This window comes from Pseudomonas sp. GW821-FHT02C04, from assembly GCF_059421845.1.
Window position 1 is genome coordinate 437,002 of record NZ_JBWKVT010000001.1, and the last position, 17,624, is coordinate 454,625.

The window sequence follows — 17,624 nt, forward strand, 5'->3', positions numbered from 1 at the left end:
GCCCGAGCCATATTGACCGGAAAGGACTTCAGTGAATCTTCATCTTGAAATCGAGCGGATTTTTGCCGACCAGGCCTTCGCAAGGCCGCTGTTTTATTCCTGCCCGGGAGGACTGCGTTTCGAACTCTCCGAAACGGGAGGGATGATCGAACAGTTCCTGTTGGCCTTGCGAAAGTCGACCGAGATCTGCACCGACATTTTCAGTGGCGAGCCCACGCTCGTGACCTGTCTGCGCTTTCACTCCGTCGGCCAGCGATTTGCCCATCGTGCGTTGCTTCAGTCTCTTCGATCGGCAGGTATCGAGATACCTGCAGAACGCTCGATCTGGAGTGAACACACTGATCCGGATGACTGGTTCTGCGAAAGCGAGCCCGAGTACTGGATCAACCTCGCATTCGAAGCGCCCGCAAGGTCGCTTCAAGCATTGCTCTGGTGCGCACTGGCCACGGATTTTGGCGCCATTGCGCCGAACCCGTGCTGCGCGGTCTACCTGTTCAACTTGAAGGCCGCCGTGATGGTTTTCCCTTACGACGACCGAGGAATGGACGTGGTCGGGCCCAACAAGGGTCTGCTTTCAAGGCTGTATCACCGGCATCAAGCGTATCTCCTCGATTACGACCGGCCCGCGATGGATGCTGACTTCGCGGGCGCTGTATGAGATTGGCCCCGAGCCCTTGATGCCGATCAGAGAGGTCCGAGGGCTCAAGGGCATTTAAATCAGATCCCGTTCACTAGGTGCGTTGCAAGGCCCGCGACACGTACATTTTGGTAATCATTGACACCATCTCTTTCGCCCCGAAACAACGGAAGTAAAAGTAGCCGTAGTCGGTTTTCAGACACACAATCTTGGTCATGAACCCCCATTCCAGGCTGACCTTTCGAATCGATGTCATGGGGATTTCAATATCCAGAACCCCGTCCTGAACCATACGGTTCATGGCATTGGCGTTCATGAAAATCGTGGAGTGGGTCACCGTCACCTTCCCGCCAACCCAGAGTCCGCTGGGGGCCAGAAAATTGACCAGTTTCGTCTTCAATACTGCTTCGGCCATCCCTGCATCTCCCTCGTTCAAATCACAATCCAGCATCTCAGCCGCCTGTTTACCTGACAAAAAACAAAATCACCATGTGTTTACTTCGTTCATTCATACGTCGCAGTTTTCACTGCCCGTTTCTGTCTGTCTGGAGTTCTCTCGATGCCCTCGCTCAAAACACTGCCCGCTGCATTGCTGGGGCTGGCCCTTGCTTGTCCGGTGGAAGCCGAGTCTCAGGGCATGGAGTTGGGGCAGGTGCTGATCGGGGCTGAAGACCAGAGCGGCGAAGACCTTTCGCTGGAGGAGGCCAAGGCCCGGTTGGCACAGGTGCCCGGTGGCAGCAACGTGGTCGATATGCGCCGCCCGATGCAGGGGCGGGTGGCGAGCAATCAGGATGTGCTGGCGTATCAGCCGGGGGTGTATGCGCAGTCGGCGGGCAACGAGGGGGTGAAAATCTCGATTCGTGGTTCGGGCATCAATCGGGCTCCGGGTGCTCACGCGTCGGGGCTGTACACGATGCTCGACGGTCTGCCGCTGACCGGGCCCGGCGGTACGCCTTATGAATTGCTGGAACCGCTGTGGCTCGACCATGTGGAAGTGTTGCGCGGTGCCAACGGTTTCGATCGTGGGGCCCTGGCACTGGGCGGGGCGGTCGATTACGTCAGCCACACCGGCTACAACGCGCCTCGGTTGAATGTGCGCTACGTCATGGGCAGCCACGGTTATGCCCAGCGGCAAGTCAGCTCGGGCCAGGTGCTGGGCGACTTCGATTACTACCTGTCGATGACCGATGCGCATTCCGACGGTTATCAGGATCACACCGCCAGCAAGAGCCAGGGTGTGATTGCCAACTTCGGCTATCGCTTCAATCCGAATCTGGAAACCCGCTTCTACATTCGTCACCGTGAGACCGACAACGACCTCGCCGGGCGGGTGACCAAACACTCCATCGAGCACGATCCACGGGCCCCCAACCCGGCCTACGTCACGCGCAACGACAGCCGCGACCAGCCCGGCAGCACCTTCATCGGCAACAAGACCACGTATTACATCGACGACGATTCAAGCATCCAGACCGGTCTCGTTTATCACGATTACCCGATGGACCTGCGCGAAGGCCCGAACCGTCTGAAAGTGGCGTACACCGATGTCAGCGGCACGTTCGACTACAAGCGCCGCGACACTCTCTGGGGTCTCGAAAGTCACAGCACGGTTGGTCTGCGGGTGACCAAGCACTTGCCTAACGACGGTGCCAGCGAGCTGGTGCGGATTCCCAGCGGCAACACCGCCAGTTACGCGCCGGGCACGCACATGCGCAACTTCACTTATCAGGGTTCGGATTCTGTTCTGCATGTGGGCAACGACCTGGAAATCGCCGATGACCTGTGGCTGACCACCGGCCTCGCCGCGATCTACACCCGCCGCGAAAGTGCCGTGACCTATCCCGAAGGTGGTGGCAAGACCAGTCTCGGCGACTGGGATTACGCGCCACGTCTGGGCCTGCGTTATCAGGTGACGCCGGACCTGCAACTGTTCGGCAACCTCAGCCGCTCGGTCGAAGCGCCGCATCCGTGGTCGCTGATCTACAGCTCCAACGTACGGTTCCCGGCCGGCAGCGGCGCCGCCACTGGCACCCAGCGTGATCCGGTCAAACTGCAGAACCAGACCGCGACCACCCTGGAACTCGGCGGCCGTGGCGACAGCTCACTCGGCGAATGGAGCCTGGCCTGGTATTACGCCCAGGTGCGCCACGAATTGCTCTCGGTATTGCCGGACGCCAACGCCACCACGCCTTATGAACTCAATGCCAGCCCGACGGTGCATCAAGGTATTGAAGCCAGCCTCAACAGCAACCTGTGGTCAGCGAACGATGGCGGCAAGTTGAGCTTGCGCCAGGCCTATACCTTCAGCTATTTCCACTACCGCGACGACGATCGCTTCGGCGACAACCGCTTACCCGGCCTGCCGATGCATTACTACCAGGGCGAACTGCGCTACGACTTCCCGCAGGGCTTCTTCGCCGCCGTCAACACGCAACTGGTATCGAAAGTCGCGGTGGATTACGCCAACAGCTACTACGCCGATCCCTACGCCACCTTCGGCGCGACCCTCGGTTACAACGCACCCAAGGGTGACTGGCAGACCTGGCTGGACATGCGCAACCTGACCGACAAGCACTACGCCGCTACCGTTACGCCGGGCTATGACGATAAAGGACTGGACGCCGCACGCTCCACGCCGGGCGAGGGCATGGCGATGTATGTCGGGGTGTCGTGGAGTTTGCTTTGAGGCTGGTGCTTGAGTGTCAAACCCTATCGATCAGTAATCTCTGGTGCATGGAACCAAAAAATGAAATTGCGATTCTCCTGGGAAGAAGCGTTCGACGACTTGTTTCCGCACTGTAGTTCAAGCGTCATGAAGGACGATGGTGCGAGCCCTTTGTCTTGCATCCTGACCGATGATGGGGGCTGCGGGCATATACATTCGCTGGAGTGGATAGACGTGGGTCTGGCGCGGATCAAATCGGTGAAGGAGTCAAAGGTCGAATTCGATAGCTGGGGTCGTGAAGATTGGGGATCAGAGTTTTCAAAGGACTCCGTAAAGATCTATTTCCTGATGGAAGACGATTATTGTGAATTTCTAAGTCTGGAAGCCTTTGAAAAAGCCTTGATGGCATGGCGGGATTTTATTGTGTTGCCACCCGATAAAGAGGCGACACGAGAGCTGGACATTTGAGCCGGGCCAGCGATCGGGAGAGTGTTCAGCCATCCAGCAATGGCGTACCAAGACCGCTTTCGCTTGCCTGAAGTTTTTACCCGTCACCCAACAGCTTCGGCATCCCTGCCTTTGCGGTCTGACGGGGTAACCCTCAAACAATATCGTCGATCAGAATATGGTGCTGCCCGCGACTGCATTGTTCGATCCGTGCCTCGACCTTGTAGACCGTGCGCAGCATCGGCTCGGTGATGACCTCATGGCTCGGCCCGCTGCCATGGGCCGTGCCACCGGCGATGACCAGCACCTGATCGGCAAATCGCAGCGCCTGGTTCAAGTCGTGGATGGCGATGAACACGATCACTTCACGGCGGCGCGCCAGGGCTTTCATGAAGTTCAACACCTGAACCTGCCGGTGCATGTCGAGTGCGCTGGTGGGTTCGTCCATCAGCAGGATTTCCGGCTCGCGCACCAAAGTTTGGGCGATTGACACCAACTGTTGCTGACCGCCGCTCAGTTCACCGAGGTTGCGGAACGACAGTTCGGTGATCCCGAGCGCTTCCAGAATCTCGTCCACCAGTTGCAACTCATCGTCGTGAACCGACCAGTTGGGCGTCAGTTGCTTTCGCGCCAGCAGCACCGATTCATACACCGTCAACCGGGCGCTGGCGTTCAGGCCCTGGGGCATATAGCTGATGCCTTGGGTACCTTTCTTCGAACCTTCGAGAATCACTTCGCCCGGACCGTCGATCAGCCCGGCCATGCGTTTGAACAACGTCGATTTGCCCGCCGCATTGGGCCCGACCACTGCCACGACCTGGCCGCCGGTAAACGTCGCGGTGCTGACACCGGAAATGATCTCGCGCTGCCCGTAGCGGGCGCCGAGGTTGTCGAGCCGGATCTTCACCATGAGTTTTTCTTTCCGTTGAGAATCAGAGAAATGAAGAACGGCACGCCGATCAGTGACGTGACCACGCCGATGGGGAATATCGCCCCCGGGATCAGCGTCTTGCTGACCACCGAACTGGCGGACAGGATCAGCGCACCGGTCAGCAACGAGGCCGGCAGGAAAAACCGCTGATCCTCGCCGATCAGCATCCGCGCAATGTGCGGCCCGACCAGCCCGATAAAACCGATCGTGCCGACGAACGCCACCGGAAACGACGCGAGCAGACTGACCATGATCAGCGTCTGAAAGCGCAGGCTGCGCACGTTGATGCCGAAGCTGGCGGCCTTGTCATCGCCCAGGCGCAGGGCCGTCATTGCCCACGCACGTTTGGCGAAGATCGGCAGGGTGATGAGGATCACCACGCAGACCACCCCGAGTTTCGGCCACGTGGCTTTGGTCAGGCTGCCCATGGTCCAGAACACCACGGCCGCCACGGCTTGTTCGGTGGCAAAGAATTGCACCAGCGCCAGCAGCGCATTGAAGGTGAACACCAGTGCGATGCCGAGCAGCACGATGGTTTCGGCCGTCACGCCACGGCGCATGCTCATGAAGTGGATCAGCAGCGCCGAGAGCATCGCCATGATGAACGCGTTGAGCGGCACCATGTATTGCGCCGCCAGCGGAAACAGCGCCACGCCAAAGGCCAGCCCCAGCGCCGCACCGAAACCGGCCGCCGCAGAAATGCCGAGGGTGAAGGGACTGGCGAGCGGGTTGTTGAGGATGGTCTGCATCTGCGCCCCGGCCAGCGACAGCGCCGCGCCGACAGCGACCGCCATCAGCGCCACCGGCAGACGGATGTCCCACATCACCACCCGGACTTGTACCGACGCAGTATCCGGTGAAACCAGCGCGCCAAGCACTTCGCTGAGGCTGTAACGGGCCGGGCCGAGCGCCAGGTCGAGCAGCACGCTGAAGATCAGCAGCACGGACAGCCCAAGCAGAATCAGCCGTTTACGCAGCACCAACCGGCGGTAAGTGACGCTCTGCACAATCGGTGCTTCGCCCAGCGAACTCATAGTTTGGCCTCGGTTTTTTGCAGGCTGACGAAATAGCCCGGTTCGTAAGGTACTGGCAGAAACCGCTCATGCAACTCGCGAAACGCGGTATCCGGATCAAGATCGGCGAACAGTTCCGGGTGGAACCATTTCGCCAATTGCTGAATGGCCACGAATTGGTAAGGGCTGTTGTAGAACTGGTGCCAGATCGCATGAAACGCCTGAGTGTTCTGCGCCTTGATGCCGGCGTAGGCCGGGCGCTGGGTGTACCAGGCCAGTTTGCGCCGGGCTTCGGCCAAGTCCGCGCCCGGGCCGACGCCGACCCAATGGCCGCCCGGCGCAAAGGCTTCCCAGTCGGCGCTGGTGACCACGACATGGTCGGGATTGGCGACGATCACTTGCTCTGGGTTCAGTTGCCCGAAGGTGCTCGGAATGATCCGGCGGGCGATGTTATTGCCGCCGGCCATGTCGACGAACAGGCCGAAGTTCTCGTTGCCGAAACTCAGGCAGCAATCGTCGGTGTAGCCGCCGATGCGTTCAATGAACACGCTGGGGCGGGCAGGGTGGCGCTTCTCGATCACGTCGGTGACGCGGTGGATCTGCTGGTTACGAAAATCGATGAAGGCCTCGGCGCGTTGTTCCTTGCCGAACAACTTGCCGAACAGGCGCATGGTTGGCTCGGTGTTCTGCATCGGGTTGTTGCGAAAGTCGACGTACACCACCGGGATGCCCAGGGCGTCGAGTTTCTCGATGTAGCGTGCATCCTCGGTCGCGTGCTGCGCTTCGATGTTGAGGATGATCACGTCAGGCTTCTGCGAGATCGCCTGCTCGATGTCGAAGGTTCCGCTCTCGAAACCGCCGAAGGTCGGGATTTTCGCGATGTCGGGGAATTTGCGCAGGTAGGCGTTATAGGTGTCCGGGTCGGACTGGATCAAATCCTTGCGCCAGCCGACGATGCGTTCGATGGGGTTTTGCGTATCCAGCGCGGCCACCAGATACAGCTGGCGACCCTCACCCAGAATGACCCGGCGGACCGGCAAATGTACCTTGACCGTGCGGCCCTGCAAGTCAGTCACGGTGCCCAGCGCCGGATCCGGCTCGGCAGCCTGCGCGCTGCTTGGCATCAATGAAGAAAACGACAAGCCCAGCAGCCCTGCGAACAACAGAGCGGCGAAGGTCTGGCGGCGGCGAAAAACATTAACCATGGTGTATGCCTTTGCAAAAGCCGGATCGGACCACGACGCCAGGCGCCGCACCGGGCCGGACGTTTCAGAAATCGACAGTGGCCGAGAGCAACAAGGTCCGAGGTGCGCCCTGAGAGAACGCGCCGTAGGAGGCGACGCCCGACCAATACTCACGGTCGAACACGTTCTGCACGGTGGCCCGGAAAGTGGTCGGGCGTTCGGCGATGCGCGTGGCGTAGCGGGCGCCGACATCGAAGCGAGTCCAGGCGTCCAGTTGTTGGGTATTGGCCTGATTGACGTACTGGCTGCCGGTGTAGATGGCGCCGCTGGTCAACGTCAGGCCTTCGACTTTCGGGACGTCCCACTCGGCCCAGAGGTTGGCTTGCACCTCGGGAACGCCGACCGGTTTATTGCCGCGATTGGCGGCAACGCCGGTACGGGTCAGTTCGCCGTCGAGCAGCGTCACGCCACCGAGCAGGCGCGTGCCCGATGCAATCTCGCCGGCCATGTTCAGTTCGACGCCCCGGTTGCGCTGTTCGCCATTGACCGCGAACACTCCGGAGGCCAATTCGCCGCTGGGCTTTTCAAGCTGGAACAGGGCGATGGTGGACATGAAACGGCCGTAGTCGAGCTTGACTCCGACTTCCTGCTGCCGGGACACATAAGGGGAAAAGATCTCGCCCGCGTTGGAGGCGGCGGACGGCGCGATGTCACCCTTGCTCAGGCCTTCGACGTAGTTGTAGTAGAACGCGACATGATCCCAGGGTTTGACGACGACCCCGAACAGCGGTGTGGATTTGCTCTTGTCGTAATGTGTGGTGACGAAGCCGGCCGGGTTGTAGTTGTCCGATTTGATGTTTTGCTGACGCACGCCGAGCGTGACTTGAAGGCGTTCGTCGAGCATCGACAGGGTGTCGGCGAGGGCCACGCCCGACAGTTCGCTTTCGGAGACCTTTGGCGTATCCGGTTTGGCGATCGCGGGTTTCGGACGGTCGATCGGGTGGTAGATGTTCGACAGGATCGCCGGCCCGGAAATAATGCCCCGGGACAAGTTATCGCGGTAACGGGTGACCTGCAGTGCGGTGCTGTGACTGATCGGCCCGGTGTCGAACCGCAGCCGCGCGCCGGCATCGACGGTGTAGCGCTGGACTTCGAACTTGTAATAGCCGGGGATCGACGAGGTGTCGCCCGCTTCATTGATGATGGTTGGTGTCTGGTCGGACATGCGCGCGACATCCGATCGGCCACCGCCGGCATGGGCGAACAGCGTCAGGTTGTCGTTGAGGTCGTATTCGCCACCCAATAACGCCGATTTATCGCGGGTTTCCGACCAGCCCCATTCCTGGCTGACGCTGGTGCGCCCGTTGGCCGCCGAAGGAATCTCCACGCCGGGAGCGATCAGAAATGGTCGGGACGCGGCGTCGAAGCTCTCTTTCTGGTTGATCAGATCCAGGGTGGTGCGCAGGCGGTCGCCCTGATAGTCGAGGGAAATCGCGCCGATGCCGACTTCCCTCGATTGCTTGTCGATGGCCGTTTCACCTTGCTGGACGCTGCCATTGATTCGCACCCCGAACCGGCGTTCTTCGCCGAAGCGGCGGCTGACATCGAGGTGCCCGCCGAGCTGGGTATTCAATGCATAACTGGTGGTAAAGCGGGTCAGGTCTTCGTCCAGCGAACGCTTGGGCACCACGTTGATCACGCCGCCGACGCCGCTGTTGGGGGACATGCCGTAGAGCAGGGCGCCGGGGCCTTTGACCAGTTCGATGCGCTCGGCGTATTCGGTGAACACCCGATAATTGGAAGCCACGCCGTACACGCCGTCGAACGCCAGTTCACCGAGGTTGCCTTCACCCACCGGAAAGCCACGGATGAAGAACGAGTCGACAATCCCTCCGGCCTGGCCCGTGGAACGCACCGAAGAGTCACGCTCCAGCAAGTCGCCGACGGTGACAGCCTGTTGATCCTTGATCAACGTCGAGGTGTAGCTGCTGACGCTGAACGGGGTGTCCATCGCGTCGCGGTTGCCTAGCATGCCGAGGCGTCCGCCGCGAGCGACCTGACCGCCCGGGAGCACCGATGGCAGGCTGTCGGTGCGCTTGTCGGTGCCTTCGATCGTGGTGTCCGACAACGTGACCCGGCGCACCACCAGCGTCCAGGTGCCGTCGCTGCGGGCGACCATTTCCAGGCCGCTGCCCTCCAGCAGGCGGGTTACCGCTTCCTGTACCGAGTAGCTGCCGGACAATCCCGGGCTGACGAGGCCTTCGGTGATCGACGGCTGAAACGACAGGGCAATCCCGGCGTCCACGGCGAAGCTCGACAGGGTCACGCCCAGCGGGCCCGGCGCGATGTTGTAGGCTCGCACAGTGACCGCGTCCAGCTGCGTCGGCCCGGCTGCCTCGGCGAGCGCGCTGCTGGCCAGGCCCAGCACAACGCTGAGCAACACACTGCGCATAACGGGCTTTAGCAGACGATCCGAAAATAAGGGTCGTGCAACGAGCATGAAGGGGTGACCCTATGGACGAGGTGGAATGGTTGTTCCTTTCATTGCCAGCCGAGATCAAAAAAAGTATCACCTGCGAGGTGTTTTTTTGCTCAGGCGGGTGAGAGCGTCACCCAGTAACCGCTCAAGTGCCCGGAGACGTGCACGGGATAGGTCTGCGCCAGCATGTTCAGCGAACGTTGGGTATCGCTGATGGGAAAGGCCCCGGAAATGCGCAAGTCGGCAATGGCCGGGTCGCAGCGCACGAAACCCCGGCGATAGCGCGCCAGTTCGACGACGAAATTCGCCAGACGCATTTTGTCTGCCATCAGCATGCCTTGGGTCCAGGCGCCGACGTTGCGGTCGGTCGGGTTCAGTGAGCCAAAAGCCTGCGATGAAAAGTCGGTACGCTGCCCGGCGTTGACGATGATCGGCGCGCTCTGGGGGCTGTCGGCCAGCTCGACCTGCACAGCGCCTTCGAGTACCGCGAGTTGGGTGCGCGGCTGCCATTCACGAACGGTGAATCGCGTGCCCAGCGCCTGCATCCGGCCCTGACGGGTGCTGACCAGAAAGGGCCGAGGTTGCGCGGCGGTGTCCGGCGCGGTCTGCACCAGGATTTCGCCTTCGCGCAGATTGATCAGGCGCTGACGGGTGTCGAACAGGACGTCGATGGCTGTGTCGGTGTTCAGGGTGATTTGCGAGCCGTCGGCCAGGGTCAGTTCGCGGCGCTGGCCCACGGCGGTGTGGTAATCGGCGGACCATTGCTGCGATTGCGCCAGTTTCCAGCTACCCCAGCCGGCCGGCACCGCCGCCAACAGCAAGGCCAGTTTGCCCAGGGCTGCGCGGCGTTCCGGGTTGCTCGGGCGATCCAGTGCCGACATCGCCAGCGACGGCGGCAGGCCGCCGAACTTGCTTTGCAGTAACTGCGCGCGGGCCCACGCCCGGTTGCGCTCGGGACTGCTGACTTTCCAGTATTCCCATTCCGCGCGCTCGGTCTCGCTGAGGTCGTTTTCACTCAGGCGCATCAGCCACTCGGCGGCTTCTTCGAGGATTTTCGGATCGAGCGGCGGTTCACTGCGACGCGTGAGCATTCATTCCACCAGCATCAGGCACTGCACGAAAGCTTGTTTCATGTAGCGCTTGACGGTGATCAGCGAGACGTCCAGTTGCTCGGCGATGTCGGCGTATTTCAAGCCGCCGATCTGCGACAGCAGGAACGCGCGTTTGACCAGCGGCGGCAGGGTGTCGAGCATGGCGTCGATTTCGTGCAGGGTTTCCAGCACCACGAAACGCAGTTCGGGCGAGGGCACTTCCGGCGCAGGCAAATGTGCGAGGGCATCAAGGTAGGCGCGTTCCAGTGCCTTGCGCTGATACCAGTTGATGAGGATGCCCTTCGCCACGCAACTCAGGTACGCCCGGGGCTGCTCGATGGTCGTGACCTGGGAGGCGAGGATCCGGGTGAAGGTATCCTGCGCCAGATCCGCCGCATCCATGGCGTTACCCAGTTTTTTCTTCAGCGTGTTGTACAGCCAGCCGTGATGACCGCTGTACAGCGCTTCGATCACGCGCAGGTGGTTGTCGTTGTTCGCGGGAAGGGTTTCGCTCATGGCTGCAGTGTTTTGCAATTGAGAAGTATTCCCAATGCTAGTTTACAAAGAGCCCGCGACGCAAGCGCGAATCAGCATCCGTTTTCAGGTGCGGGGCATTCTCAACAACGCGTTTACCATGGCGTCGATTTCAGCCTCGGTATTGTAGGCGTGCAGCGATGCACGGCTGACTTCCAGCAGGTCCCGTTGCTGCATGTCGAGCAGGGTCGAACGGAAGGTCGAGGTGGTGACGTTGATGCGTTTTTCCTGCTGCGCCAGCCATGCCTGGACTTGTGCTGCGCCGGCGTCCTTGCAGGTGAAGGTGACGATGCCTGATTTGACCGCGCCCCGATCCTGCGGCGTGACGCCGGGTACGTCGTTCAGGCGATTGCGCAGGTGAGCTGACAATCCTTGAATGCGCTGCCACATCGGCTCGATGCCTTGCATCAGGGCATACCGGACCGCCGCACCCATGCCCAGTTTCGCGGCAACGTTGCATTCCCAGTTTTCGAAACGCCTGGCATTTCCACGAATCCTGAAGGTGTCCGGGGTCAGCAGTGAAGCCGCGTGCAGGTCGAGAAACGCCGGTTCGAGGTTTTCGCACAAGGTCTTTTCGACATAGAGAAACCCCATGCCCCGAGGGCCGCGAAGGTATTTGCGGCTGGTGGCAGCGAGCATATGACAGCCGATTTTCTGCACATCGATCGGCATCTGTCCGACGCCCTGACAGGCATCCAGCAGAAACAGAACCCCGGCCGCGCGGGCGAGGGCACCGATCTGTTCGATGGGCTGTACCGGGCCGCCATTGGTGGCAATCACCGGCAGCGACACCAGGGCAACCCGGTCATCACCGAGCATGTCCCGCAGCGCCGGCAATGACACCTGGCCCTGTTCATCGTTGGGAATGACCCTGATCTCGATCCCGCGCTGCTGCTTGAGTTGCAGATAGGGGATGTAGTTGCCGGCGTATTCGGTGGTCGACGTCAGCACCACATCGCCGGGCCGCAGCGGCAATGAGTAGAAGGCCATGTCCCAGGCGCGGGTCGCGTTTTCAATGACCGCGATTTCCTCGGGACGCGCGTTGATCAGTTGCCCGATGTGCTCGTAGACATTTTCCACTTCAACGGATTGTTGCCCGGCGGCTTCGTAACCGCCGATCCGGGCTTCAAGTTGCAGGTGACGGGTCATCACCTCGATCACCGGGTCTGGCATCAGCGCTGCGCCGGCATTGTTGAAATGAATCAGTTGCTCGACACCCGGTGTGTCGGCGCGCAGTTGTTCAATGTTCAAAGCAAACTCCTTGATCAGTCGCCCGGCGGGATCTGGCTCGGTTGCATGACCATGGGCCGGTAGCGCAACGCAACGATGGGAATCAGCGCGAGGATGTAGGCGAGGCAGACAAACAGGTAGGTGTACTGCAAGCCGTAGACCTGGCTGAGCAGCCCACCGGCCGAGATGCCGGCGATGGACGCAAACTGTGCGGTGCTCTGGGCAATGCCCAGCACGTAGCCCTGGCGCGAGCTGTCGGCGGTCTTGGAGATCAACGCCATCAGCACCGGCGTCGTGGCACCCAGCAATACGCCCCAGATGAAGTAAGCGCCGACGAATACGATCGGATTACGCGTGACGCCGGCGAGTGCCGTCAGCGCAATACAGCCGAGGACGACATAAGTAATGCGTTGCAGAGTGTCCTGCTGGCTACGGTGTTCGAAGTAACGCGACCACGCGGTTGCCGACAGAATGAAACCCAGCGCCAGCAAGCCATAACACAGCCCGACCACCGAGTTGCTGACCTCGAACACCGAGCTGACATACAGCGAGAACGACGTCTGCGGCAGCATCCGCGCCAGCAGCAAAATGCCCATGACACCCAGCAGCGACAGCAGGGGCGTGCCTTGCCAGACGCTGGTGTTGTGGCTGACCGGAGCTTCTTTATCGGCAACCGGTGCTTTCTTCACTGGCGGCACGTCCGGCAATGTCACGGCCGCGACCACGGTGCAGATGGCGCAGAGCACGGCGGCGATCATGTTGATCCAGAAGAACGTCGCGTAATCGAGGATCAACCCGCCGACCACCGCACCGAGCAACGAACCGACGTTGGTGGAAATCTGCAGGATCGCGAACAGCCGCGCCCGCCGCGAAGGCGCTTCGATACTCACGCCATACGCCTGGGCCGGGGCGATGTAGCCGGCGAAGGCGCCTTGCAGGAAGCGCAGGATCAGGATCACCCAGATGTCACTACACAGGGCCAGCCCAAGCTGGGTCAATGACAGGCCGGCGAGGGCGCGGATCATCATCAACTTGTGGCCGTAGCGGTCGCCGATACGGCCCCAGAATGCACTGGTCAGAATAATGCCCAGCATCGGCCCGACGTACACGGCGATGCTGGCGAAACTGAAGAGCGAGTCCGAAGACGTCAGCCCACGCAGGTGGACGGGCCAGAACGGCCCGCTCATTTCCATCGCGCCCATCGAAATGAGCTGGATCGCGAACAGAAGATAAATCAGGACTCTTACGCGCGAACCCGCGATGGAACCTGCATGGGTCATGAGTCAGCCTCGGTTATTGAACGACGTTGAGCGGGTTGGTCAGCGTGTGCTGAATCCGATAGTTGGAGTACTGCATCATGTGCATGCGCAACAACGAGCGGGTCGGCCACGGGTCATTGAGGAAGGCCTTGCGTTCGACTTCCCACAGATCCGGTGCGACATGCTCGCGCACCGCGGCGAAAGCCTGCTCGGTCTCTTCACGCAGAATGTCCCACATCCGGTTGTTGTCCAGCGCGTACTCCTTGGTCAGCCACAAGGCCATTTCATGCAGATGCGTGAGGAACGCCGCGTCGAGCACGAACATGCGCACCGGCTCGATATCGCCCTCGAACACCGTTGGCAGAATGCCCGGCTGCACGTGCGGTTGCAGGGTGTAGCCGCGCCCCTCCAGCAATGGAGCATAGGTCCTGCCATCACCGAAATCGCGGATCAGCAGACTACGTGCTTTGCCATCCGGGGAAAACAGCACCATCGTGTTCTGCTGGTGCGCCTCAAGCCCGATGCCGTACATCAAGTAGATTGCAATCACCGGATGGGTGACCACTTTGGCGTACTGACGGAACCAGTCTTCGACCTGGGCGACATTGGCCCGAACCCCATCGCGCTCGATCAACTCGGTGAACAGCGGGCGGCCGCTGCCCGGCAAGCGAGTGAACAGAGAAGCCACGGTGATCGGCAGACACTCATCGGTGCGCTCGAACGCTTGCTGGCTGGCGCGGAACACCACCGACAGATGTCGGCCGGGGTGGTCGTCCTGAGTGATCGCGTTCTTGTAGCGCACGCCGATTTCTTCCGGGAAGATTTCCAGTCGCTGGTCGAAGCCGTTTTCGACCTCGAGGATTTTCGTGATGACGGAGCTGATGCGCGGCCCCATGTGGATCGACTTGGCCTGCAGGCTGCGCAGCTCGCTGGTCATCCACACGGCAATCGGCAACTTGATCAGCGGCGCGCTCTCCTTGAGCACCGGCATCATCGTGCGGTACGACATGGTCGGCAGGGTCTGGATGTCCGGGCCGTCGGTGATGAGGATGCCTTCTGCGATTTCCGCCGCGAAGTTTTTCAGCACATAAGCCTGCAAATGCCATGAGTGAATCGGCAGTGGCAACCATTGGGATTCGTCTAGGCCCTTGCTGTTGAGCGATGCCTTCCACTGCTCCCATTGAGTCGGGAAGTTGCTGGCAAACCAGCTGTGGTAATCAGTGACGTGGGGCATGCTTTCGCTTTTTGCCATGTCGGCCCGTAGCGCGGCAATGCGCAGCGGCACCTGGGCGTTGAACTCCGGCGACAGTTGCTCGACTTCTTCATCGCTCAGGCCCGGCCGGGCTTTCCACGTCGGATAATACGGGTGGCCTTCCAGCGAGCCCCACTGGTCGAGGAGGATCGCGGCGTCCTTGGTGCTGGCGTGCTGGCGCAGGTAATCGGTCAGGCTGTCGAGGCCCTGTTCCCGGGCTGCGGCGGCCAGGCGTGCGTTCCATTGCTGGCGATGCTGACGAGCATGGGCATCGTTCATCAGGCTGTTTTCCATGTCCGACTTGAGCCCGGCGATGCCTTCATCGGTCGGCTCGAAATCGAAGCTGTCGCGCAGCACATCCAACAGGTCCTGATGGGTGTAGATCACCTGGCGTACGCCTTCATCGGTGATCAGGATCACGTCTCCGTCATTGACCACGGTGTCCGCCGGGCCTTTGGCGATGTTGGAAAAAAACACTTGGGAACGGCCATCTTTCAGCGCGTACGTGGCCTCGTTGCTGGCTGCGGAGAATCGCAGACCCGAGCGATCCAGAATGTTTTCGGCAAACAGGCAACGGATCATCCGTCGCAGGGCGTTCTTGCGGGAGTAGGCGATGAGTGTCTTGAAGTCATCCATATCAGCTATCTGCTCGTCGAGAAATTAATGAAAAGTTGAACCCGCTCACGCCGTGCGCGGCCATTGGCTGGGGAAGTAGTCGAGCGCCGAGTCGCGCAGGCCCTGCATATAGGAAACGCTCCATTGCAGGACTTCTTCGATGTAGGGGACTTTCAGTTCGAAACGCCGGGCCATTTCCACCAGCAGCACCAGGCCGTAGGCGACGTCTTCATTGAAGGCGCGGCTTTCACGTTCGATCACGTAGCCGGCGCGGTTGTCATCGGCTGGAATCATCGGTGCGAGGATGTCGTTGTAGGCCTGGTTGGTGCGCAGGATCGACAGCATGCTGCTCTGATCGCGGATCTGCTCGCCATAGGCCTCGACGATTTCCTGCTTGAGGGATTTGACCGACGACAGGTCGATGCCCATGCGCTGGCTGATCACGCTGCACAGCTCCTGACTTTCCTGATCCATGCGTTCCAGGAAATAGGCGCCGAGCTCCGGGCACTCGGTCCACCAGCACATGCGTTGCGGGAAGATCTTGCGATGCCACTGGCCGTAGGGACCGATCAACCCGTAAATCACCGAACTGTGCATGATCGGATTTCCCGGTGTCAGGGTGATTTCCAGGTAGTGGTCGAGCATCGTCACGCAGGGGCCGTACAGCGTGGTGAGGATTTCTTCCAGGTGTTGCCGCGACTGCGATGATTCCCGGTCATGCATCGCCACATACAACTGGCTCTTGCCGCCGCCCATCTTCACCGACACCCCCGGCTTCAGATCGAACGCGGTGTGTGGCACGTCCTTCATGCCCCAGATCACCACGTTCGAACGTTCGCCCAGTGTGGCTTCCGCCAGCCAGTCGAAGCCGCAGAAGCCCGGAATGGCGCCGACGTACACCGGTTTGCTTGAACTCAAATGCGGCGCGATGGCTTGCAGGGTTTGCGGTCGTGCGTGGGCCGGCACCGTGATGATCACGATGTCGGCGTCGGCAACCACGACGCTGGCATCGGTGCTGACCTGATCCGGTCGTGCGCTCAGCGTCGAGCCGTCCGGCATCAGCGCCTGCATCGGTAGCTTGGCGAGGTGCCGGTCGACCACTTCCTGGTTATTGGTGAGCATCGAGACCTGAACATTGGGCAACTGTTTAAACAGGATGGCATTCAGATGCCCGGTCCGGCCTGCGCCGCAGATGGCGACTTTCAGCGGTTTCATACAGAGACTTTCCTGTGTGGGAGACGCGTCAGGCGACGCTCAATTGCAGGGGAGTGGCGTCGGATTCCAGCCAGCGAGTCTTGCCCAGCCAGCGATCCAGTTGCGGTGCGACGCCCGGGTCCAGCAGGTCCCGTTCTTCCAGCCAGTTGTCATCGAATACGGTGTGCAGGTATTTCTCGCCGCCGTCGGCAATCGGCACCACGACGTTGCCGGTCAACGTGCCTTTGTGGATCAGATCCAGCGCCTTGAAGATCGCACCGCCGGTCGAGCCGCCGACCAGCAGCGCCAGGTTGCGTGCGATGTAGCGGGCGGTTTCGAACGCCTGAGAGTCGGTTACCTGCAAGCCCAGGTCGATGCAGCTGTAGTCGAGCACCAGGCCGACGGTGTCGCCGGCCGGGGTGCCGGTTCCCGACTGGTAATACGGATAGCCGGGATGGCCGAAGACGATGGAGCCGGCCGGCTCGACGGCTACTGTCACGATATCCGGGTTGTGCAGTTTCAGACCGCGGGCGATGCCGGTCATCGAGCCGCCGGTGCCGACGCAACCGACATAGGCACCGATGTGGCCACCGGCCTGGGCGATGGTTTCACGGACGAAATCGCTGTAGCCGCCGGCGTTGGCCGCGTTGTCCGACTGGTTCATGAACACCGCGCCGGGGATCTGCGAGGCGAGTTCGGCGGCCAGTCGTTGACGCTCGACCACGGCCACTTCGTCTTCTCGGTAAGTGCCGGCGACAAAGCGGATTTCCGCCCCCAGTGCCTTCATCACCGCGATCTTGTCCTGCGCTGCGTGATGATCGACCACGGCAATGAAATGCAGGTCGAACTCCACGGCCGCCATCGCCAGGCCGATGCCGGTATTACCGGAGGACGATTCCACAACCACGCCACCGGGTTTTAACTTTCCGGACTTGAGCGCCGCCAATACCATGTTTCGCGCCATACGGTCTTTAATACTGCCGCCGGGGTTGTTCTTCTCTATCTTCAGCAAAAGCCGGGCGTTGGTATCCGGAACATCAATGCCCAACATTGGTGTATTGCCAATAAGATCCGAAACTTTATTCAGTATCAT

15 protein-coding genes are annotated in these 17,624 nt (G+C 60.8%); 3 read left to right on the forward strand and 12 right to left on the reverse strand.

All coding sequences use genetic code 11. The annotated features are described in order from the left end of the window. Window positions 1–31 precede the first annotated feature (31 nt). Window positions 32–658 (forward strand): DUF3885 domain-containing protein, encoded by a 627-nt coding sequence (locus AC07VV_RS01825; RefSeq protein WP_495035029.1) that lies wholly within the window; start codon window positions 32–34, stop codon window positions 656–658. A gap of 73 nt (window positions 659–731) precedes the next feature. On the opposite strand, the gene AC07VV_RS01830 is transcribed toward AC07VV_RS01825, so the two are convergent. Next, window positions 732–1,052 (reverse strand): hypothetical protein, encoded by a 321-nt coding sequence (locus AC07VV_RS01830; RefSeq protein WP_495035030.1) that lies wholly within the window; start codon window positions 1,050–1,052, stop codon window positions 732–734. A 144-nt stretch (window positions 1,053–1,196) separates the two neighbouring features. Here AC07VV_RS01830 and AC07VV_RS01835 point away from each other — a divergent pair, with 144 nt between their 5' ends. Together AC07VV_RS01835 and AC07VV_RS01840 are read left to right on the forward strand one after the other, a co-directional pair. Beyond that, window positions 1,197–3,323 (forward strand): TonB-dependent receptor family protein, encoded by a 2,127-nt coding sequence (locus AC07VV_RS01835; RefSeq protein WP_495035031.1) that lies wholly within the window; start codon window positions 1,197–1,199, stop codon window positions 3,321–3,323. Between the two features lie 60 nt (window positions 3,324–3,383). Further along, window positions 3,384–3,770 carry a hypothetical protein gene (locus AC07VV_RS01840; protein WP_249490412.1) on the forward strand — a complete coding sequence of 129 codons (387 nt, stop codon included), beginning with the start codon at window positions 3,384–3,386 and terminating at the stop codon, window positions 3,768–3,770. Window positions 3,771–3,903: 133 nt separating this feature from the next. On the opposite strand, the gene AC07VV_RS01845 is transcribed toward AC07VV_RS01840, so the two are convergent. From AC07VV_RS01845 to AC07VV_RS01895, 11 genes are all read right to left on the reverse strand, one after another. After that, entirely contained in the window at window positions 3,904–4,659 is a 756-nt protein-coding gene (locus AC07VV_RS01845) for an ABC transporter ATP-binding protein (RefSeq protein ID WP_249490413.1), read from the reverse strand. After that, the gene (locus tag AC07VV_RS01850) at window positions 4,653–5,714 is read right to left on the reverse strand and encodes a FecCD family ABC transporter permease (protein WP_495035032.1); all 1,062 of its coding nucleotides are present in this window, start codon (window positions 5,712–5,714) and stop codon (window positions 4,653–4,655) included. Before AC07VV_RS01850 ends, AC07VV_RS01845 begins: the two co-directional genes overlap by 7 nt. Further along, a complete protein-coding gene (locus tag AC07VV_RS01855) occupies window positions 5,711–6,898 on the reverse strand; it encodes an ABC transporter substrate-binding protein (RefSeq protein ID WP_495035033.1) in 1,188 nt (395 codons plus the stop codon). Before AC07VV_RS01855 ends, AC07VV_RS01850 begins: the two co-directional genes overlap by 4 nt. A 64-nt stretch (window positions 6,899–6,962) precedes the next feature. Then, window positions 6,963–9,377, reverse strand: coding sequence for a TonB-dependent siderophore receptor (locus tag AC07VV_RS01860; protein ID WP_495035034.1), 2,415 nt, complete (start codon window positions 9,375–9,377; stop codon window positions 6,963–6,965). A gap of 92 nt (window positions 9,378–9,469) precedes the next feature. Beyond that, on the reverse strand, window positions 9,470–10,447 hold the full coding sequence (locus AC07VV_RS01865; RefSeq protein ID WP_495035035.1) for a FecR domain-containing protein: 978 nt from the start codon (window positions 10,445–10,447) through the stop codon (window positions 9,470–9,472). Further along, window positions 10,448–10,963, reverse strand: coding sequence for a sigma-70 family RNA polymerase sigma factor (locus tag AC07VV_RS01870; protein ID WP_096820691.1), 516 nt, complete (start codon window positions 10,961–10,963; stop codon window positions 10,448–10,450). 84 nt (window positions 10,964–11,047) lie between these two features. After that, the gene (locus AC07VV_RS01875; RefSeq protein WP_495035036.1) at window positions 11,048–12,232 is read right to left on the reverse strand and encodes an aminotransferase class V-fold PLP-dependent enzyme; all 1,185 of its coding nucleotides are present in this window, start codon (window positions 12,230–12,232) and stop codon (window positions 11,048–11,050) included. 14 nt (window positions 12,233–12,246) lie between these two features. Then, a complete protein-coding gene (locus AC07VV_RS01880; RefSeq protein WP_495035037.1) occupies window positions 12,247–13,491 on the reverse strand; it encodes an MFS transporter in 1,245 nt (414 codons plus the stop codon). Between the two features lie 13 nt (window positions 13,492–13,504). Next, the gene (locus tag AC07VV_RS01885; protein WP_495035038.1) at window positions 13,505–15,358 is read right to left on the reverse strand and encodes an IucA/IucC family protein; all 1,854 of its coding nucleotides are present in this window, start codon (window positions 15,356–15,358) and stop codon (window positions 13,505–13,507) included. 45 nt (window positions 15,359–15,403) lie between these two features. After that, window positions 15,404–16,552 (reverse strand): NAD/NADP octopine/nopaline dehydrogenase family protein, encoded by a 1,149-nt coding sequence (locus AC07VV_RS01890; protein ID WP_495035039.1) that lies wholly within the window; start codon window positions 16,550–16,552, stop codon window positions 15,404–15,406. 28 nt (window positions 16,553–16,580) lie between these two features. Continuing rightward, entirely contained in the window at window positions 16,581–17,624 is a 1,044-nt protein-coding gene (locus AC07VV_RS01895) for a PLP-dependent cysteine synthase family protein (protein WP_495035040.1), read from the reverse strand.